This window comes from Novosphingobium aureum, from assembly GCF_015865035.1.
In the GTDB taxonomy this organism is placed as follows: Bacteria; Pseudomonadota; Alphaproteobacteria; order Sphingomonadales; family Sphingomonadaceae; genus Novosphingobium; species Novosphingobium aureum.
The window spans coordinates 153,367-171,772 of the sequence record NZ_JADZGI010000001.1 but is presented as its reverse complement, the minus strand read 5'-3'; the positions used below and the strand labels follow the sequence as shown (position 1 = coordinate 171,772).

Here is an 18,406-nt window from a genome sequence, read left to right as displayed (position 1 = left end):
CGGCAGACCCCAATGGCCGCCCGGCGCGCATGATCGCGCGCCCGGCTCCCAGATAGGGGCCGAAGCGCGAAAGTCATCCCGTGCGCGCCGTTCCGCTTTCGCAACCAGCCGGTGCTGCCAGTGGAAAGTCGGCCGCGCGGCGCGCCAGAGAGGCCCTAGGCGCGCGAGCCATGTTGGACTAGGCATCACCTTGTGAAAATGCCCTTGCCGACCAGTCTGTCCTTGCCGACCAGCCTGCCCTCGCAGCGCCACCTCGTGCTTGGTGCGCTCGTCGTGGGCAGCCTGCTGGCAGCGAGCGAGGGGCTTGGACTGCCGGGACAGCGACTTTCGACGATCGATACCGCCGGACTGGATGCGGCAAAAGCGCGCGCCCAGATCGAAGCTGCCCGCAAGGAAGGCGCGGTCGTGCGCAAGCGTGCCGAGAAGCTCGAAGCCCGCGCCCGCAGCGCGACGCGCGAGGCCGACAAGGCAGCCCGCGAGACCGCCGCGCTGGCCGCGCGTATTCAGGAGAACGAGGCCGCGATCGCCGCGCGCGAGGCACGCATCTCGCTGATCGCCTCGCAGCGCATGAAACTGCGCGCCGATCTTGCCGAGAGGCAGGGCCCGCTGGCGCGGCTCACCGGCTCGCTCCAGCGGCTCTCGCGCCGCCCGCCGCTGCTCGCGCTGCTGCGTCCCGGCTCGGTACGCGACACGGTCTACCTGCGCGCGCTGCTCGACACGGTGCTGCCCGAAGTCGACAAGCGGACCGCTGACCTGCGCGCCGAGATCGAAAAGGGCCGCCGTCTCGAACGTGAGGCACTCGCCGCCGAGACCGATCTGCGCCAGGCGCAGGCCACCATGCGCGAACGCCGCCAGCGCCTCGCCGCGCTCGAGACGCGCCAGCGCCTCGCCAGTCGCGCGGTCGGCGGCACCGCGACGCGCGAGAACGAGCGCGCCCTCGCGCTTGCAGAAAAGGCGCGCGACCTTGGCGAACTGGTCGCGGCCATGGATGCGCAGGGCAAATTGCGTGAAAAGCTCGCCGCATTGCCGGGACCGATCATGCGCCCGCCGCGCCCGGAAGATGCGCAAGTCGTCGCCACCCAGTTCGTCGCGCCGCCCGAAGGGCTGGGAAGCTGGACCCTGCCGGTCATGGGGCGCCTCGTCACCGGTTTCGCCGAGGAGGCCCCCGGACAGGCGCGCGCCAATGGCATCACGCTAGCCCCCCGCGGCAATGCGCAGGCCATCGCCCCGGCACCCGGGCGAGTCGCCTTTGCCGGGCTCTACCGTGGCCATGGCCGGATCGTGATTCTCGAACACGAGGGGGGCTGGACGAGCCTCGTCACCGGCCTTGCCCGGCTAGACGTGCGCGTAGGCGAGACGCTCGTCGCGGGCGCACCGCTCGGCATCGCGGCCCCGCGCGATCCCCGGGTGATGGTCGAGCTGCGCCGCGAGGGAACTCCCGTTAATCCTCTGGATTACGTCCGTTCGCTATGATCGCGCCGCGATCGCTGCCCGCAGCCCGGGTCAGGCCCCTGGGGCAATCCGACCGCTGGCAATTGCTGGCACGCGCCGGTATCATGGCATTCACACTACCGGAACGTGACCGTTTCCGGCCCACGAACGAGAGGCATGACGCCCGATGAAATTCGCCCCCCTGATGCGCGCCGCCCTGCTGGTTTCCGCGGTGGCCGTCCTGCCCGCAGCCACCTCCGGGCTGGCTGCGGTCGACTCGCGCGTCAATCCCGAGTTCGACAAGCTCTTTCACATCTATGCGCTGGTGAAGGACAACTACGTCGACCAGGTCGATGACGACAAGCTGCTCAAGGGCGCGATCGACGGCATGCTCGCGAGCCTCGACCCGCATTCGAACTACCTCGACGGCCCGGCCCTGCAGCGCCTCGAGACGATGATCGACGGCAACTACTCGGGTCTCGGCCTCTCGGTCATCGAGGAGGATGGCGCGGTCAAGATCATCTCGCCGTTCAAGGGCAGCCCGGCCGACAAGGCGGGCCTCAAGGCGGGCGACTACATCACGCACCTCGACGGCGTGCTCTACTACGAGCGCGACCTCGACGAGGCGGTCTCCAAGATGCGCGGGCCCGAGGGCACCTCGATCAGGCTGACGATCTACCGTCCGGGCCGCGACGAGCCCTTCGACGTGACCGTGACGCGCGGCGTGATCGAGCTCGAACCGGTGACCTGGGAACTGAAGGGCGACGTCGGCGTGGTCTCGGTCAACGAATTCTCGCGCGATGTCGGCAAGGACGTCAACGCGGCCATCGCCGACCTGCGCAAGCAGGCCGCAACCAGCGGGGTGGGCAAGATGGTCGGCCTCGTGCTCGACCTGCGCTCGAACCCGGGCGGCTCGCTCGACGAGGCGGTGGCGCTCTCCGACCTGTTCCTCGACAAGGGCGTGATCGTCTCCCAGCGCGGCCGCCGCGCGAGCGAGAACCAGTTCTACCGCGCCGAATCGATGTTCCGCGGCGACGTCATCAAGGATCTGCCGATCGTGGTCCTGGTTGATGCCGGTTCCGCCTCGGCCTCCGAGATCGTCGCGGGCGCACTGCAGGACCAGAAGCGCGCAGTGATCATGGGCGAACGCACCTTCGGCAAGGGCTCGGTACAGAGCTTCCTCCCGCTCGACCGCACCAGCGCGGTCAAGCTGACGACGGCGCGCTACTTCACTCCTTCGGGCCACTCGGTCCAGGAGGGCGGCATCGAGCCGGACATCAAGGTGCCCCAGCTCTCCGACCCCGACGCACGGGCGCGTGCCGAGCGGGCTGTGCGCGAATCGGACCTGCGCGGACACCTGATCAACGAGGCAGCGCTCAAGGACGAGGACCTCGAGAAGGACAAGATCGACGATCCGCGCTTCAAGGTGACCGCCAAGGAGCTCAAGGAGCAGGGCATCGAGGACTTCCAGCTGCACTATGCGGTGACCACGCTCGAGCGCACCGCCGGCAAGCCCGCGCTTGCCAAGGCCCCTGCGGCAAAGGCCCCCGCCGCCAAGCCGAGCACGACGCCGCGCAAGGACTGAGCCCGAAACCATGAGCCTGCCCGTTGCACCGCCGGTCAAAGCCGCGCGCCTGATCGCCCTCGCCATCCCGGTCCTCGCGCTGGGCGGAGCCTATATCGGCCAGTACGGCTTTGGCCTCTACCCATGCGAGATGTGCTGGTGGCAGCGCTATCCGCACATGTTCGCGCTGGTGCTCGCTGCCCTCGCCTTCCTGCGCGGGCCGGTGCGCCCGCTTGTCGCCGTCGCCGCGCTGGCGATCCTCGTCTCGGGGCTGATCGGCGGCTTCCACGCCGGGGTCGAATATGGCTGGTGGGAAGGCATCACTACCTGCGCCGTCACTGCCGCGCAGAGCCACGACCCGCTCGCCGCGATCATGGCGGCCCCGGTGGTGCGGTGCGACGTCGTCCAGTTCGAGCTCTTCGGCATCTCGCTCGCGGGATGGAACTTCCTGCTCTCGACACTCGGCGCCCTTCTCGTGCTCGGCCTGATCGGCCGGGCCAATGCAGCGAGTTGAAAGGCCAACTGAAATGACTGATACCCCGACCAAGCCCGCAAGCTCGCGCCAGTCGGAGCGCATGATCCGCGTCGATCAGGCCGGCGAATACGGCGCCGTGCGCATCTATGCCGGACAGATGGCGGTCATGGGCAACCGCGCGCCGCACGCCGGCGAGGTCGCGCACATGGCCGAGCAGGAAGCCGAACACCGCGCCCGCTTCGATGCGATGATCGCCGAGCGCGGCGTACGCCCGACCCTGCTCCAGCCGGTGTGGTCGGTCGCAGGCTATGCGCTGGGCGCGGCTACCGCCCTGATCGGCCCCGAGGCCGCAATGGCCTGTACCGCCGCGATCGAGACCGAGATCGACAAGCACTACACCGACCAGATCGAGGAACTGGGCGACGAGGATCCCGAACTGGGCGGCGTGATCCGCCAGTTCCGCGACGAAGAGCGCGAGCATCGCGATGCGGCTTTCGCCGCAGGGGCCGAAAAAGCCCCGGCCTATCCGCTGCTCTATCACGCGATCCGCTTCGGCTGCCGCGCGGCCATCAAGCTGTCCGAGCGAATCTAGCTCGGCTCGCTGAAACCGGTAAGCAAGTGCGCGCGTTGGATTTCGGGCACCCGGCAATCTTTCACGCGCGAACTTAAGCTGTCGTTCAAGCCGTGAACGGGTATAGCTTGGGCCAGGTGCGACGAGCCAATGCCCATGGCTTCTTGCCAATGGCCCTGTCAGGGCCCCGTATCGAGTGGAGTGACCCGCGATGACCCGCCTAATGACCGCCTCCGCCACGCTGGCTGCGCTGCTTGCCGGCGCGTGCCTTGCAAGCGCGCCCGCTGCCGCTCAGGACGATCCGGGCGACAAGGTCAATCAGGTCATCGTCTATGGCGACGATCCCTGTCCGGCCTCGAACGGTGACGAGATCACCGTGTGCGCTCGCAAGCCCGAGGGCGAACGCTACCGCATTCCCGCGCCCTTGCGCGGGGTCGACTCGCCCACCGCCCAGTCGTGGAGCAACAAGGTCGATGCCTACGAGACGGTCGGCGCCTTCGGCACCCTGAGCTGCTCGCCGGTCGGCGCAGGCGGATCGCAGGGCTGCACCCAGCAGCTGCTCGACAAGGCCGCAGCCGAGCGCGCCAACGGTACCGACGTCAAGATGTCCGAGCTGATCGCGGAAGAACGCGCCAAGCGCCTCTCGACCATCGATTCCGAAGCGGCCGAACAGCAAAGGCGCGTCGAGGAAGCCGAAGAGGCCTATTTCGCACAGCAGCGCCGCCAGCAGGCAGAACGCGATGCGGCCGAGAAGGGCGACGATACGACTGGCGGTCCCCAGCAGCCCTGAGCGCGGCGCAGTCGGGCGCGCGAAGCCCCCCGACACAAGATATGAAAAAGGGGCCGGGAAGCGAACTTCCCGGCCCCTTTTTCGTCACGGCTCGACGCGCGGTCAGCCCAGTGCGATGTCGGGCGCGTCTTCCTGCTTCATCCCGACTACGTGGTAGCCCGAATCGACGTGATGGACCTCGCCGGTCACGCCCGAGGACAGGTCGGACAGGAAATAGAGGCCCGAACCACCCACGTCCTCGATCGTGGTATTGCGGCGCAGCGGCGCGTTGAGCTCGTTCCACTTGAGGATGTAGCGGAAGTCGCCGATACCACTGGCGGCGAGCGTCTTGATCGGCCCGGCAGAGATCGCGTTGACGCGGATACCCTGCGGCCCGAGGTCGTTGGCAAGGTACTGCACCGAGGTCTCGAGCGCGGCCTTGGCAACGCCCATGACATTGTAGTGCGGCACGACCTTTTCCGCGCCGTAGTAAGTCAGCGTCAGGATCGAACCACCGTTCGGCATCATCGCCATCGCGCGCTTAGTGACCGCGACGAGGCTGTAGGCCGAGATGTTCATGGTCATCAGGAAGTTGTCGAGGCTGGTGTCGACGTACTTGCCGCGCAGCTCGCTCTTGTCCGAGAAGCCGATCGCGTGGACCACGAAGTCGATCGTCTCCCAGCTCTCGCCCAGCTTGGCGAAAGCGGCATCGATCGCGTCCATGCTCGAGACGTCGCAGTCGATCAGCAGATCGCTGCCCAGGCTCTCGGCCAGCGGGCGCACGCGCTTGGCAAGGGCATCGCCCTGATAGGTGAAGGCGAGCTCAGCGCCCTGTTCGTGCAGCTTCCTGGCGATACCCCAGGCCAGCGACTTGTCATTGGCAAGGCCCATGATCAGGCCGCGTTTCCCCTGCATCAGACCGGTCATTCTTTATCTTCCTGTACTTCGTTATCGCCTGTCCCCGCCGCGACGCCCGGTTGTCCGAGCAAGTCCCGCTCCTCGGGCGAGACCGTCAGCGCGGCATTGAGTTCGGCGCCCACTACCATCCCTAAGCCGACAAGCCAGAAAAAGAAAAGCGCGATCATCACCCCGGCGAGGCTTCCATAAGTGAGATCGTAGACGAAGAAGTTGCGCAAGACGCGCGGCAAAGCCCATGCGACGAGCAGCCACCACAGCGTGACGAGCGCCGCGCCGGGCCACTTGGGATGGCTTCGCGCCTGGTATTCGCGCGGAGTCAGCATGAGAAACAGCCCGTAGATCGAGCCAAACAGCGTGCCCGCACTCACCAGCCGGGATACGACGATACGATCGACTGCGCCGGTGAGCGCCGGAAACAGGATCGCGAGGATCTCCTCCAGCGCGCTGATCAGCACCTGCGAGGACAGTGAAACCAGCAGGAGAAGGACCGAGGCGAAGATCAGTCCGGTCGAGGAGAGGCGATAGTGCCAGTAAGCGCGCGACTTGGCCGTCCCGTAGGAGCGGTGCAGGATATCGCGTACGGTCTCGATCAGGCTGGTCGCGGTCCAGAGGCCGAACAGCCCTCCGATCCACAGCAGCCACCCATGGCGTGCGGCGACGACATCGCGCGCGACCGGGGCGAGCACTTCAGAGACGCGTGGCGGCATCGCGACCAGTACCGCGTCAATCGAGGCATCGAGCCGCGCCGCTTCGCCCAGCGCCGAAAAGATCGCCGCCAGTGCGATGAAGAAGGGAAACAGCGCCAGCAAGGTCATGTAGGCGAGGTTTCCGGCATGGATGAAACCATCGTTCCACGCCCCTGCTAGGACCCGGCGCACGATTTCGAAGAAGCGCGATCCCGGCCCCGCCTTGCGACGCAGCGTCGAGGCGAGACGCTTGCCCGTGCCTCGCCCGCTCTCGCGTCGTCCGGCGCGCTGCCGCAGGGCCGCGCGGCGACGCCCCTCGGGCGTAAGGTCCTGCACGGGACCGGGAGCCGCAAAGGCTTCGGAGGGCGGCGGGTCGGCCTTCATGGCGCCGAGATAGGCGCTGGCACGCTGCGGATCAAATCCTTCACCGGATGAAGGCATCGCACCAGCGAGCTTCCTTCTGGCCGGGAAAGGATACTGAACGAGGCCCCCTCCAGCGGCGCTCTCAGGCGGACATGGCGACGTAGCCGGGCAAAGCCGCGATCCGGTCGAGCCAGCGGCAGATCGCGGGATAGTCCTGAAGGCGAAATCCCCCGGCCTCGCAGACGTGCGTGTAGGGATAGAGCACCAGGTCGGCGAGCGAGACCGAATCGCCGACGAACCAGTCGCGCGCGGCGAGATGCTCGTTCATGACCCGCAGCGCTTCCTCGCCGGCAGCGCGCTTGACGGGAATCTGCCCGCGCTGGGTCGCGCTCAGGTTCGCCTCGCCGAGGTAAAGCAGCCAGAACCGCAAGGTCGCGATGTTGGGCTCGTGGTTGTACTGCTCGAAGAACATCCAGCGCAGCATGTCCGCCCGCTGGAAAGCGTCTTCGGGGATCAGCGCGCTGCCCTCGGCAAGATACCAGCACGCGGCATTGCTTTCGGGCAGGAAGCGGGTCCCGACCTGCAGGACCGGGATGCGCCCGTTGGCGTTGACCTGTGCGAGGAAGTCGGGGCTGCGCGTATCGCCCTTGAGGATGTCGTACCCCCGCCGCTCGAGCCTCGTGCCGAGCAAGGCCGCGGTCAGGCGGATCTTGTAGCAGTTACCGCTGCGCACGTCCTCGTGCAGCACGAGCCTTGTAGACACGTCGTTTCACTCCTCGAAAGCGGCGCACGGGCGCCGTAGCAACCCTTCCGGCCGGTCAGGCCTCGAGGACGATCTTCCCCACATGTCCGCCATCTTCCATATGGGCATGCGCCCTGGCGGCATCGGCGAGCGCGAAGCTGCGATCCATCACCGGACGCAGCTCGCCCGAGAGGACCAGCGGCCAGACGTTGGCGATGATCTCTTGTGCGAGCAGAGCCTTGAAGGTGTCCGAACGCGAGCGCAGCGTCGAGCCGGTGAGCGTGTAGCGCCGGCTCATCACCACCGCCATGTTGACCTCGGCCTTGATGCCGCCCTGTACTGCGATGGTGACGTGGCGTCCGTCCATGGCGAGGCACTTGAGGTTGCGCTTGACGTAGTCGCCCGCGACCATGTCGAGCACGATATCGACCCCGCGCCCCCCGGTAATGCGCGCGACTTCCTCGACGAAGTCGCTCGCCTTGTAGTCGATCGCGTGATCCGCCCCGATCTCGCGCGCGCGCGCGCACTTCTCGGGCGAGCCGCAGGTGACGATGACGGTAAGCCCGAAGAGCTTGCCCAGCATCGTCGCCATCGAGCCGATTCCGCTCGTGCCGCCGTGGACCAGCAAGGTATCGCCCTCGCGGGCATAGCCGCGCTCGAAGACGTTGTGCCACACGGTGAACAGCGTCTCGGGCAGCGCGGCAGCCTCGTCGAGCGCCAGGTTGGCGGGAACCGGCAGGCACTGGTCGGCACGCGCCTTGCAATACTGTGCATAACCCCCGCCCGCGACCAGCGCACAGACCCGCTCGCCGATGGCCGGCGCCCGCACCCCCTCGCCCAGTGCGACAACGGTGCCCGAGATCTCGAGCCCGGGCAGCGGTGACGCTCCGGGTGGCGGAGGATACTTGCCCTGGCGCTGCACCACGTCGGGGCGGTTCACCCCGGCAAAGGCAACCTTGACCAGTACTTCGCCGGGTCCGGGGACGGGCACTGCATGTTCGCCCGCATAAAGGACCTCGGGTCCGCCCGGTTCGTCGAAGCCGACGGCGGTCATCGTTTGCGGGATGGTATCGGCGATCACCTCTTGCATGGCCACTTGGTGCCACACGATGGCCGTCCAAGGGAACTGTTTTCGGGCCATTGACAGCGGGCGATTACAGTCCGATGCTGCGTGGGATGGACGATGATGATCGACCGCGGCGGCACTCTTCCGGGCACGAGCTCGGGCTTGCCAGTCAACTCGCCAGCGAAAGCCTCGAGCGCTATTCGCTGGACGAACTCGATGAACGTATCTCCCTGCTACAGACCGAAATCCAGCGCATTGAGGCGCATCGCACGGCATCTGCCAGGCACATGCTCGCCGCACAGGCGCTGTTCAGCTCCGGCCCCTCAGGTTCCTCTTCATGATCGGTGCGATCGGCCTCGCACCCGGCGACAGCCCGTCGCCTCGCAACCGTCCCGATCGTGCTTATATGAATTATGTAACCCGCCACGGTCACGCTTTCCCGCAAGGAGAGTCATCCTCCCAACCGAGAGAATGCTAAATGCCTAGTTTCGCCCAAAGCCTTGAAAAGACCCTGCACACGGCTCTGTCCCACGCGTCCGAGCGGAGCCACGAGTACGCGACGCTCGAGCACTTGCTGCTTGCGCTGATCGACGATCCCGACGCGGCGCAGGTCATGCAGGCTTGCGGCGTGGACCTCGGCGATCTCGGCGACGTGGTGCGCCAGTATCTCGACCAGGAATACCAGTCGCTCAAGACCGACGACAAGGGTGACCCCTCGCCCACCGCCGGCTTCCAGCGGGTGATCCAGCGCGCGATCCTGCACGTCCAGTCCTCGGGCAAGGATACGGTGACCGGTGCCAACGTGCTCGTCGCCCTGTTCTCCGAGCGCGACAGCTACGCGGTCTACTTCCTGCAGCAGCAGGACATGAGCCGCCTCGACGCCGTCAGCTACATCAGCCACGGCATCGGCAAGGGCGGTCGCCGGATCGAGGACCGCAACCCCAAGGGCAACGACGAGGCCGCGCCCCAGCCCGAGGAAAAGGCCGAGAGCAAGAGCAGCTCGAAGAAGGATTCAGCGCTCGACCAGTTCTGCGTCAACCTCAACGAGAAGGCGCTGAACGGCAAGGTCGACCCGCTGATCGGCCGTGGCCCCGAAGTGGACCGCACGATCCAGATCCTGTGCCGCCGCTCGAAGAACAACCCGCTCTACGTGGGCGATCCGGGCGTGGGCAAAACCGCCATCGCAGAAGGCCTCGCGCGCAAGATCGTCGAGGGCGAAGTGCCCGAGGTGCTCGCCGAGGCGGTGATCTACTCGCTCGACATGGGCTCGCTGCTCGCAGGGACGCGCTATCGCGGCGACTTCGAGGAACGCCTGAAGCAGGTCGTTTCCGAACTCGAGAAGATGCCCCACGCGATCCTGTTCATCGACGAGATCCACACCGTGATCGGTGCCGGCGCCACCAGCGGCGGCGCGATGGATGCATCGAACCTGCTCAAGCCCGCGCTGTCGGGCGGCACGATCCGTTGCATCGGCTCGACCACCTACAAGGAATTCCGCAATCACTTCGAGAAGGACCGCGCGCTCCTGCGCCGGTTCCAGAAGATCGACGTGAACGAGCCTTCGGTCGAGGACACGATCAAGATCCTCAAGGGTCTGCGCTCGGCCTTCGAGGACCACCACAAGGTCAAGTACACCCCCGATGCGATCAAGACTGCGGTCGAGCTTTCGGCGCGCTACATCAACGACCGCAAGCTGCCCGACAAGGCGATCGACGTGATCGACGAGGTCGGCGCGATGCAGATGCTCGTGCCGCCCAGCCGCCGCAAGAAGACCATCGGTGCACGCGAGATCGAGCAGGTCATCGCGACCATGGCCCGCATCCCGCCCAAGTCGGTGTCGAAGGACGACAAGAAGGCGCTCGAGAATCTCGAACGCGACCTCAAGCGCGTCGTCTTCGGCCAAGACAAGGCCATCGACGTGCTGTCGACCGCGATGAAGCTCAGCCGTGCGGGCCTGCGCGATCCGGACAAGCCGATCGGCTCGTTCCTGTTCTCGGGCCCCACCGGCGTCGGCAAGACCGAGGTTGCCAAGCAGCTCGCCTCGATCATGGGCATTCCGATGCAGCGCTTCGACATGTCCGAGTACATGGAGCGCCACTCGGTCTCGCGCCTGATCGGTGCGCCTCCGGGCTACGTCGGCTTCGACCAGGGTGGCCTGCTCACCGATGCCATCGACCAGCAGCCGCACTGCGTCCTGCTGCTCGACGAGATCGAGAAGGCCCACCCCGACCTGTTCAACATCCTCCTGCAGGTGATGGACAACGGCAAGCTGACCGACCACCACGGCAAGACCGTCGACTTCCGCAACGTGGTCCTCATCATGACCACCAACGCGGGCGCTTCGGACATGGCGCGCAACGGCATCGGCTTTGGCGACGTGTCGAAGGCGGACGCGGGCGAAGAAGCGGTCAAGAACCTCTTCACGCCGGAATTCCGCAACCGTCTCGATGCCATCGTGCCCTTTGCCTACCTAGCCAAGGACACCATCAGCCGCGTCGTCGACAAGTTCATCCTCCAGCTCGAACTCCAGCTGGCAGACCAGAACGTGCACATCCAGTTCGACGCCGATGCCCGCGCATGGCTGGGTGACAAGGGCTATGACCGCCTCTACGGCGCGCGTCCGATGGGCCGCGTGATCCAGGAGAAGGTCAAGCAACCGCTCGCGGAGGAACTGCTCTTCGGCAAGCTTGCGAACGGCGGCGAGGTCCACGTGACGGTCAAGGACGCGAACGGTCTCAACTTCGAGCTGACTCCATCCGCGCCCAAGGTCTCGAAGAAGCGCAAGCCGGCCGCGAAGAAGGCTCCGCCCAGGAAGAGCGGTCCCGATTCCGAAGCCGATCCCAAGCCCGAGGCAAGCTCGGACGACTGATCCGCGCTGCCTCCGGCAACGGACGACTGAAAATCAGGAGCCCGGTCTCGCGAGAGGCCGGGCTCCTTCGTTGTCGAGCAACTATCGACACGCACGACCGCCCCCGGCCCTGTGCCTTTTCAGTGCGACCTATCCGAACGGCGACCACTCGCCCACGCGCCGACCACGCGTTCGACGAGCGCCATAGCCTGCCTCGCGCAAACCAGCCGGGGGGAACCATGAAAATTGCCAAGATCCTGATCACCTGCAGCGCAGTGGCCGCGCTGGCTTCGGGCCAGGGCCTGCTCGCCAGCGAGACAGGCCCCGTGGACATGGTCGCAGTTCCTGCCGGCAGCTTCATGATGGGCTCGACCAAGGCCGAAACCGACGCCGAGCAGGCGCTGACTCACCACACCGGCCTAGCCGTCGACGACGATTTCGCACCGCGCGAGAAGCCACGGCACGAAGTCCAGGTCCCCGCCTTCGAGATTGCCGCAACGATGGTCACGCGTGGCCAGTTCGCCCGCTTCGTCGCGGCCACGGGCTATAGTGCCAAGGGCTGCTATGCCTATCTCGGCACGAAATATGGGATGCGCGAGGATGCCGACTGGCAGTCGATCGGCTTCCCCCAGTCCGACCAGCACCCGGTGACCTGCGTCAACTATGATGACGCGCGCGCCTATGTCGCATGGATCTCGCGCGAGACGGGCACCGCCTACCGCCTGCCGACCGAGGCCGAATTCGAATATGCCACCCGCGCAGGCACCGTGACCTCGCGCTACTGGGGCGACGACATCACCCTGCAGTGCGCCTATGCCAACGGCGCGGACCTCACCGTCCAGGCCCGCGACAGCGACTGGATCACCGCGCAGTGCCACGACGACTACTACGGGCCCTCGCCCGTGGCGACCTTCGCGCCCAATGCCTGGGGTCTCTATGACATGATCGGCAACCTCTACCAGCTCGTCGAGGACTGCTGGCACGACAGCTACGAGGGCGCCCCCGTCGACGGCAGCGCCTGGACCGACGGTGCGAAGGACGGGTCCGCCTGCGAGATGCACCCCTTGCGTGGCGGCTCGCATAGCCCGCACCCGGGCAGCATGCGCTCGGCCAGCCGGGTCATGACCAACGCCACCCGCTCGGCCTTCGTCGGCTTTCGCCTCGCCCGCTCGGTGCCCTGAGGGTCGGGACCCTTGAGGGGAACCGTGCGGGCCCAGTCTCATTTCATGATGCATGGCCCGTGATTTCAGCTGGATTCGCCCGGAGCCCTGGGGGATCCACGTCGTACCCGCCGATTGCTGGATAGACCCGGCGCGGCCCGTGGACCGGGCGCTTGTGACGCACGGCCATGCCGACCATGCGCGCGGCGGCCATGGCGAAACCTGGGCCACGCCGGCAACGCTCGCGATCATGAAGTTGCGCTACGCAACTTCGCAAGGCGCGGTCCCCGTCGAATACGGCGAGACGGTGAAGATCGGCGGCGGGGTCAACGCGACCTGGCTGCCGGCCGGACACGTTCTCGGCTCGGCGCAGATCCTGCTCGAACACGCGGGCGAGCGCATCGTCGTCACCGGCGACTTCAAGCGCCGCCCCGACCCCACCTGCCCGCCGTTCGAGGTGACACCCTGCGACGTCCTCATCACCGAGGCGACCTTCGGCCTGCCGGTTTTCCGCCATCCCCCGATCGAGGACGAGATCGCCAAGCTGCTCGATGCGCGCGCCGCCAACCCGCAAGGCAGCGTGCTCGTCGGGGCCTATGCGCTGGGCAAGGCGCAAAGGGTCATCGCCGAACTGCGCCGGGCCGGACACCATGACGTCATCTGGCTCCACGGGGCGATGGAGAAGATGTGCGCGCTCTACGAAGAACACGGCATCGACCTCGGCCCGCTCGAACTGGTCTCAGACGCACCCGACAAGGCCGCGATGGCAGGCAGCGTGATCATCGCCCCGCCCTCCGCGCTCAACGATCGCTGGAGCCGCCGTCTGCCCGATCCCCTGACCGCCATGGCCTCTGGCTGGATGCGCGTGCGCCAGCGCGCCCGCCAGCGCATGGTCGAGCTGCCGCTGGTGATCTCCGACCATGCCGACTGGGACGAGCTCACCCGTACCATCGCCGAGGTCGATCCGGTCGAGACCTGGATCACGCACGGACGCGAGGACGCACTCCTGCGCTGGTGCACGCTCAACCAGCGCAAGGCGCGCGCGCTGGCGCTGGTCGGCTACGAAGAGGAAGCCGAGTGATGGAGCGCTTTGCCGCCCTGCTCGACGCGCTCGTCTATACCCGTAGCCGCAATGCCAAGCTGCGCATCCTCGCCGACTACCTGCTCGAGACGCCCGACCCCGACCGGGGCTGGGCGCTGGCGGCCCTCACCGACGGGCTCGACTTCCCAGCGGTCAAGAGCGCGACGATCCGGCGGATCATGGCCGAACGCGTCGATCCCGAGCTCTGGGCGCTCAGCCGCGACTACGTCGGCGACACCGCCGAGACCGCCAGCCTGCTCTGGCCCGAGCCAGTACTGGCCGCTGGAGAGATGCCCCCCTCCCCGCCAACGGTCAGCGAAGCAGTCGACACACTCGCAGCGATGACCCGCGCCAATGTCGCGAGCGAACTGCCGCGCCTGCTCGACCGGCTCACATCGAGCGGACGCTATGCCCTGCTCAAGCTCGCCACCGGCGCGATGCGTATCGGCATCTCCAGCCGCCTCGCCAAGACCGCCTTCGCGCTCGCCTTCTCGGTGCCGGTCGAGGAAGTCGAGGAACACTGGCATGGCCAGCAACCGCCCTATGGCCCGCTGTTCGACTGGGCGGCCAAGGGCGCGCCGGCGCCCGATTCGACGAACATGCCGCTGTTCCGCCCGTTCATGCTCGCGCACCCGCTCGAAGAGCGCGAGGTCGACCTTGCCGACTATGCCGCCGAGTGGAAATGGGATGGCATCCGCGTCCAGGTCGTGCGCGCGGGGGGCGAGACGCGGGTCTACTCGCGTTCGGGCGACGACATCTCGGCGACCTTCCCCGAGATCGTTGCCGCGCTCGACATCGACGCCGTGCTCGACGGCGAACTGCTCGTGCGCGGCAGCCACCAAGGCGGCGAGGAAGGTGGCGCGGCGAGCTTCAATGCGCTGCAGCAGCGCTTGGGGCGCAAGACCGTCTCGAAGAAGATGATGGCCGAGGCCCCGGCCTTCGTGCGGCTCTACGATGCGCTCCACGTCGAGGGCGAGGACTTGCGCGAGGGATCATGGACGCAGCGTCGTGCCCGGCTCGAAGCCCTGCTTCCGCGGCTGCCGCGCGATCACTTCGACCTCTCCGCGCTCATCCCCGCAGCAGATTTCGGCGCGCTCGCTGACTTGCGCGAAAAGGCACGCGACGATGCCATCGAGGGGGTCATGCTCAAGCATCGCGACAGTCCCTATGTCGCCGGGCGCAAGGTCGGACTGTGGTACAAGTGGAAGCGCGACCCGCTGCTGATCGACTGCGTTCTGATGTATGCGCAGCGCGGTTCGGGCAAGCGCTCCTCGTTCTATTCAGACTTCACCTTCGGCTGCTGGGACGGCGATCCCGACGATACCAGCGGGCCCGGCGCCGAACTGCTTCCCGTGGGCAAGGCCTACTTCGGCTTCACTGACGAGGAACTGGCATGGCTCGACAAGTACGTGCGCGGCCATACCGTCAACCGCTTCGGCCCGGTGCGCGAGACCGACAAGTCGCTGGTGCTCGAGGTCGCCTTCGATTCGGTCCACGCCAGCAAGCGCCACAAGTCGGGGCTCGCCATGCGCTTTCCGCGCATCAGCCGTATCCGCCGCGACAAGCCCGCGCACGAGGCCGACCGCATCGAGGCGCTGCGTGCGCTCGTGCGCGACTGAACCAGGGCTTCGCGTCGAAGATTTCGAAACCTTGACCGCGATCAAGTTCCACGTGGAACGCCGCGTGTAGAACCCGAGGCTGCCCCGAGACCGCCCGGAAAGGATCTGCGCCGTGACGACAAGCGCCCAAGCACGCACCGATGTCCCCGAGGCCGCGCCCGAACCGCGCACGCCTTTCTACATGCTGGGCGGTGCGCCGGTCTTCGAGGCGATCTGCCAACGCTTCTACGACCTGATGGAGCAGGACCCCGCCTATGCCGAGCTGCGCGCGATGCATGCCGAAGACCTCTCGCCGATGCGCGAATCGCTGCCGCAGTTCCTCGCGGGTTGGGCGGGCGGCCCGCGCGACTGGTTCGAGGCGCATCCCGACCGATGCATGATGAGCATCCACAAGCCCTTCCGCATCACCGCGAAGACGGCTGATCAATGGGCTGGTGCGATGCAGCGCGCGATTGCGGAGATCGACCCGCAGCCCGCGCATATCGCCAAGGCCATGGGCGAGGTCCTTGCCGACCTGTGTACCGCAATGGCCGCGCGCCCGCCGCAGAACCCGGTCACTTCCTAAGCGTCACCCGATTCGACAGTCCATCCGCTCAGCCTGAGATTGTCGAAGGCTGAGCGGGGGCGAGAGGGGCACTGCGACTAGTCCCGATCGACCCGGAACTGCTTGTCGCGCGAAGTTGCGCCGCGCAACAAGTCGATGCGGCTCGGGGCGATGCCGAGCGCCTGTGCGAGCAGTTTGCGCACCGCGCTGTTTGCCTCGCCGTCCTGCGGCTTGGCGCGCACTTTCACGTGGAGCACGCCCGCCTCGACGCTCATCGCCTCACTGCGCGCACCGGGCGTGACCCTGAGCTCGATACGGCCCTCACCGTCGAGCAGCGCGCGCACCGCTTGTGCATCGGGCAGTTCGAGGCGAGGCCGGGCCAGCGCTGCCTCCGCTCAGGCAAGGCCGAGCGCAGCGGCATGCGCGCGCCCGTTCTCGACATAGCCGCGCACGCCCGCCTGGTTGGCCGCAATCGCCGTATCGTCGAGATCGCGCAGGTATTTCGCCGGGCGGCCCATCCACAGCTGGCGCGCGCCGATGCGCTTGCCGGTGAGCTGGGCGCCTGCCGCCAGCATGCCATCGCTCTCGATATGGCTGCCGTCCATGACGATCGCGCCGAGCCCGACGAAGGACCGGTCCTCGAGCGTGCAGCCGTGGACCATCGCCATGTGCCCGATCAGTACGTCCTCACCGATCAGCGTGGCGAAGCCTTCAGGGCGCGATGGCTTGGGGCTGTCGCAGTGGACTACGGTTCCGTCCTGAATATTGCTGCGCGCACCGATCACGACGCGGTTGACGTCGGCACGGATCACGCAGTTGTACCAGATGCTCACGTCCGGCCCGATCTCGACATCGCCGATGATCCGGCATCCCGGCGCGATGAAGGCGCTCGAATGGATGCGCGGGGCCTTGCCGTGAATGGCGGCGATCGTCACGTCGCTGCGCGTCATGCTTGCTGTTCTCCTTTGCGTGCCCGGTGCCATGCCTCGGCAGTGATCGTCCAGGCCAGCGTCTCGCCGATCTCGGACGCAAAACGCGCGTCAAGGTAGTCGAGCGCAGGCGTGCGCACCATGCCGAGCCGCTCCATCAGCCCCCAGCTGGCACGGTTGGGCGGATTGGTGATGGCAACCACGCGCGATGCGCCGAAGCGGTCGAACCCGGCATCGAGCGATGCGATCGCGGCCTCCTTGGCATAGCCATGGCCCCAGGCCTCCTCGCGCAGCCGCCAGCCCACCTCGAACTCACCGGTAAAGGTGCTCGCGGGCGCATTGCCACGCTTGAGACCGCAGAAGCCGAGAACTTCGCCGGCAAGATGCCCGCCGTCGCCCTTGCGCTCGACCAGCCAGAAGCAGTGCCCGTGCGCCGCCTCGCATGACGTCACGGCCTCGAACAGCGTCTCCAGCCCGGCTTGGTCGAGCGGGCCGCCGAGCCAGCGCATGACCGCGGGCGTATTGGTCACCGCCGCGAAGCGCGCGAGGTCCTCGTTGCGCCACGAACGCAGCACCAGCCGCGCGGTCTCGAGGCGGAAATCAGCCACGCAGCAGCCGCGCGGCAAGCGGTGCATGGTAGGTCAGCACACCCGAGCAGCCAGCGCGCTTGAATGCCAGCAGGGTTTCGAGCACCAGCGCGTCGCGGTCGCCCGCACCGGCTGCCGCTGCCGCCTCGATCATCGCGTATTCGCCCGAGACCTGATAGGCGAAGACCGGAACCTCGAAGGCTTCCTTCACCCGGCGCACGATGTCGAGATAGGGCAGGCCCGGCTTGACCATCACGCTGTCGGCGCCCTCGGCGATGTCGAGCTCGACCTCGCGCAGCGCTTCCTCGGTATTGGCCGGGTCCATCTGGTAAGTCTTCTTGTCGCCCTTGAGCAGTCCGGTCGAGCCGACCGCGTCGCGGAACGGACCGTAGAAGGCCGAAGCATATTTGGCCGCATAGGACATGATCTGGACATTGGCGTACCCCTCGCCCTCGAGCGCCTCGCGGATCGCGGCGATGCGCCCGTCCATCATGTCCGAGGGCGCGATGATGTCCGCGCCCGCCCGCGCCTGGTTGAGTGACTGGCCGACCAGCACCTCGACGGTCTCGTCGTTGATGACGTAGCCGTTGGCATCGACGAGGCCGTCCTGCCCGTGCGCGGTATAGGGGTCGAGCGCGACGTCGGTAAGCAGGCCGACGCCGTCACCGCAGGCATCGCGCACCGCGCGCAAGGCGCGGCACATCAGGTTGTCGGGGTTGAGCGCCTCGCGCCCGTCGTCGCTGCGCCGCTCGGGCTGGGTATTGGGGAACAGCGCGAGGCACGGGATGCCCAGCTCGACCGCTTCCTTCGCGCGGGCGACGATGCCGTCGACCGACCAGCGCGAGACGCCGGGCAGCGAGCCGATCGGCTCCTCCACGCCCTCGCCCTCGGTCACGAACAGCGGCCAGATCAGATCTGCGGGGGTGAGCAGGGTCTCGCGGTGGAGCGCACGGCTCCATGCGGTGGCGCGGGCGCGGCGAAGGCGGGTGTGGGGATAGGTCATGGCCCGGTTGCTTGCCGCAAAAACCCGGTGCGTTCAATCGCGCAGCAGGT

The 18,406-nt window shown here is 67.1% G+C and carries 19 protein-coding genes; 11 read left to right on the top strand and 8 right to left on the bottom strand.

The features are described from left to right. Positions 1 to 204 precede the first annotated feature (204 nt). From I5E68_RS00850 to I5E68_RS00830, 5 genes are all read left to right on the top strand, one after another. The gene (locus I5E68_RS00850) at positions 205 to 1,473 is read left to right on the top strand and encodes a murein hydrolase activator EnvC family protein (protein ID WP_228726745.1); all 1,269 of its coding nucleotides are present in this window, start codon (positions 205 to 207) and stop codon (positions 1,471 to 1,473) included. A 145-nt stretch (positions 1,474 to 1,618) separates the two neighbouring features. Further along, complete coding sequence (locus I5E68_RS00845; protein ID WP_197159878.1) at positions 1,619 to 3,016, top strand: S41 family peptidase; 1,398 nt, start codon at positions 1,619 to 1,621, stop codon at positions 3,014 to 3,016. Positions 3,017 to 3,026: 10 nt separating this feature from the next. Then, positions 3,027 to 3,509: a disulfide bond formation protein B gene (locus tag I5E68_RS00840; protein WP_197159877.1), complete on the top strand. Its 483-nt coding sequence runs from the start codon at positions 3,027 to 3,029 to the stop codon at positions 3,507 to 3,509. Positions 3,510 to 3,522: 13 nt separating this feature from the next. Beyond that, the gene (locus tag I5E68_RS00835; protein WP_197159876.1) at positions 3,523 to 4,062 is read left to right on the top strand and encodes a demethoxyubiquinone hydroxylase family protein; all 540 of its coding nucleotides are present in this window, start codon (positions 3,523 to 3,525) and stop codon (positions 4,060 to 4,062) included. Positions 4,063 to 4,252: 190 nt separating this feature from the next. Then, complete coding sequence (locus I5E68_RS00830) at positions 4,253 to 4,831, top strand: hypothetical protein (RefSeq protein ID WP_197159875.1); 579 nt, start codon at positions 4,253 to 4,255, stop codon at positions 4,829 to 4,831. A gap of 102 nt (positions 4,832 to 4,933) precedes the next feature. On the opposite strand, the gene fabI is transcribed toward I5E68_RS00830, so the two are convergent. The 4 genes from fabI to I5E68_RS00810 form a co-directional block, all read right to left on the bottom strand. Further along, positions 4,934 to 5,737, bottom strand: coding sequence for an enoyl-ACP reductase FabI (fabI, locus tag I5E68_RS00825; protein ID WP_197159874.1), 804 nt, complete (start codon positions 5,735 to 5,737; stop codon positions 4,934 to 4,936). Continuing rightward, on the bottom strand, positions 5,734 to 6,855 hold the full coding sequence (locus I5E68_RS00820; RefSeq protein WP_228726743.1) for a YihY/virulence factor BrkB family protein: 1,122 nt from the start codon (positions 6,853 to 6,855) through the stop codon (positions 5,734 to 5,736). The genes fabI and I5E68_RS00820 overlap by 4 nt, the downstream gene beginning before the upstream one ends. A gap of 64 nt (positions 6,856 to 6,919) precedes the next feature. Next, complete coding sequence (locus I5E68_RS00815) at positions 6,920 to 7,540, bottom strand: glutathione S-transferase family protein (RefSeq protein WP_197159872.1); 621 nt, start codon at positions 7,538 to 7,540, stop codon at positions 6,920 to 6,922. Positions 7,541 to 7,595: 55 nt separating this feature from the next. Continuing rightward, positions 7,596 to 8,609, bottom strand: coding sequence for an NAD(P)H-quinone oxidoreductase (locus tag I5E68_RS00810; RefSeq protein WP_228726991.1), 1,014 nt, complete (start codon positions 8,607 to 8,609; stop codon positions 7,596 to 7,598). Positions 8,610 to 8,695: 86 nt separating this feature from the next. Here I5E68_RS00810 and I5E68_RS00805 point away from each other — a divergent pair, with 86 nt between their 5' ends. The 6 genes from I5E68_RS00805 to I5E68_RS00780 all read left to right on the top strand — a co-directional run bounded on the left by I5E68_RS00805 (position 8,696) and on the right by I5E68_RS00780 (position 15,858). After that, positions 8,696 to 8,926, top strand: coding sequence for a DUF1192 domain-containing protein (locus I5E68_RS00805; protein ID WP_197159870.1), 231 nt, complete (start codon positions 8,696 to 8,698; stop codon positions 8,924 to 8,926). 137 nt (positions 8,927 to 9,063) lie between these two features. Continuing rightward, positions 9,064 to 11,454 carry an ATP-dependent Clp protease ATP-binding subunit ClpA gene (gene clpA / locus I5E68_RS00800; protein WP_197159867.1) on the top strand — a complete coding sequence of 797 codons (2,391 nt, stop codon included), beginning with the start codon at positions 9,064 to 9,066 and terminating at the stop codon, positions 11,452 to 11,454. A 218-nt stretch (positions 11,455 to 11,672) separates the two neighbouring features. Continuing rightward, positions 11,673 to 12,614, top strand: coding sequence for a formylglycine-generating enzyme family protein (locus tag I5E68_RS00795; RefSeq protein WP_197159865.1), 942 nt, complete (start codon positions 11,673 to 11,675; stop codon positions 12,612 to 12,614). 52 nt (positions 12,615 to 12,666) lie between these two features. Then, positions 12,667 to 13,674 carry a ligase-associated DNA damage response exonuclease gene (locus I5E68_RS00790; RefSeq protein WP_197159863.1) on the top strand — a complete coding sequence of 336 codons (1,008 nt, stop codon included), beginning with the start codon at positions 12,667 to 12,669 and terminating at the stop codon, positions 13,672 to 13,674. Next, positions 13,674 to 15,293, top strand: coding sequence for a cisplatin damage response ATP-dependent DNA ligase (locus I5E68_RS00785; protein ID WP_197159861.1), 1,620 nt, complete (start codon positions 13,674 to 13,676; stop codon positions 15,291 to 15,293). Before I5E68_RS00790 ends, I5E68_RS00785 begins: the two co-directional genes overlap by 1 nt. Positions 15,294 to 15,405: 112 nt before the next feature. Further along, positions 15,406 to 15,858, top strand: coding sequence for a group II truncated hemoglobin (locus I5E68_RS00780; protein WP_370463712.1), 453 nt, complete (start codon positions 15,406 to 15,408; stop codon positions 15,856 to 15,858). A gap of 77 nt (positions 15,859 to 15,935) precedes the next feature. On the opposite strand, the gene I5E68_RS00775 is transcribed toward I5E68_RS00780, so the two are convergent. The 4 genes from I5E68_RS00775 to hemB are packed head-to-tail and all read right to left on the bottom strand — an operon-like array spanning position 15,936 to position 18,356. Continuing rightward, positions 15,936 to 16,220, bottom strand: coding sequence for a DUF167 domain-containing protein (locus tag I5E68_RS00775; protein ID WP_197164381.1), 285 nt, complete (start codon positions 16,218 to 16,220; stop codon positions 15,936 to 15,938). A 12-nt stretch (positions 16,221 to 16,232) separates the two neighbouring features. Continuing rightward, positions 16,233 to 16,787, bottom strand: a complete 555-nt coding sequence (locus I5E68_RS00770) for a gamma carbonic anhydrase family protein (protein WP_197159859.1) — start codon at positions 16,785 to 16,787, stop codon at positions 16,233 to 16,235. After that, the gene (locus tag I5E68_RS00765; RefSeq protein ID WP_197159858.1) at positions 16,784 to 17,374 is read right to left on the bottom strand and encodes a GNAT family N-acetyltransferase; all 591 of its coding nucleotides are present in this window, start codon (positions 17,372 to 17,374) and stop codon (positions 16,784 to 16,786) included. The genes I5E68_RS00770 and I5E68_RS00765 overlap by 4 nt, the downstream gene beginning before the upstream one ends. Continuing rightward, complete coding sequence (hemB, locus tag I5E68_RS00760; protein ID WP_197159855.1) at positions 17,367 to 18,356, bottom strand: porphobilinogen synthase; 990 nt, start codon at positions 18,354 to 18,356, stop codon at positions 17,367 to 17,369. The genes I5E68_RS00765 and hemB overlap by 8 nt, the downstream gene beginning before the upstream one ends. Between the last annotated feature and the right edge of the window lie 50 nt (positions 18,357 to 18,406).

Excerpts from the sequence above, each read along its gene's own strand:
- I5E68_RS00840 (WP_197159877.1), top strand. The coding sequence starts at position 3,027 with ATGAGCCTGCCCGTTGCACCGCCGGTCAAAGCCGCGCGCCTGATCGCC.
- clpA (WP_197159867.1), top strand. The coding sequence starts at position 9,064 with ATGCCTAGTTTCGCCCAAAGCCTTGAAAAGACCCTGCACACGGCTCTG.
- I5E68_RS00810 (WP_228726991.1), bottom strand. The coding sequence starts at position 8,609 with ATGCAAGAGGTGATCGCCGATACCATCCCGCAAACGATGACCGCCGTC.
- I5E68_RS00845 (WP_197159878.1), top strand. The coding sequence starts at position 1,619 with ATGAAATTCGCCCCCCTGATGCGCGCCGCCCTGCTGGTTTCCGCGGTG.
- I5E68_RS00785 (WP_197159861.1), top strand. The coding sequence starts at position 13,674 with ATGGAGCGCTTTGCCGCCCTGCTCGACGCGCTCGTCTATACCCGTAGC.
- I5E68_RS00835 (WP_197159876.1), top strand. The coding sequence starts at position 3,523 with ATGACTGATACCCCGACCAAGCCCGCAAGCTCGCGCCAGTCGGAGCGC.
- I5E68_RS00820 (WP_228726743.1), bottom strand. The coding sequence starts at position 6,855 with ATGCCTTCATCCGGTGAAGGATTTGATCCGCAGCGTGCCAGCGCCTAT.
- I5E68_RS00770 (WP_197159859.1), bottom strand. The coding sequence starts at position 16,787 with ATGACGCGCAGCGACGTGACGATCGCCGCCATTCACGGCAAGGCCCCG.
- I5E68_RS00830 (WP_197159875.1), top strand. The coding sequence starts at position 4,253 with ATGACCCGCCTAATGACCGCCTCCGCCACGCTGGCTGCGCTGCTTGCC.
- I5E68_RS00805 (WP_197159870.1), top strand. The coding sequence starts at position 8,696 with ATGGACGATGATGATCGACCGCGGCGGCACTCTTCCGGGCACGAGCTC.
- I5E68_RS00795 (WP_197159865.1), top strand. The coding sequence starts at position 11,673 with ATGAAAATTGCCAAGATCCTGATCACCTGCAGCGCAGTGGCCGCGCTG.
- fabI (WP_197159874.1), bottom strand. The coding sequence starts at position 5,737 with ATGACCGGTCTGATGCAGGGGAAACGCGGCCTGATCATGGGCCTTGCC.
- I5E68_RS00790 (WP_197159863.1), top strand. The coding sequence starts at position 12,667 with ATGGCCCGTGATTTCAGCTGGATTCGCCCGGAGCCCTGGGGGATCCAC.
- hemB (WP_197159855.1), bottom strand. The coding sequence starts at position 18,356 with ATGACCTATCCCCACACCCGCCTTCGCCGCGCCCGCGCCACCGCATGG.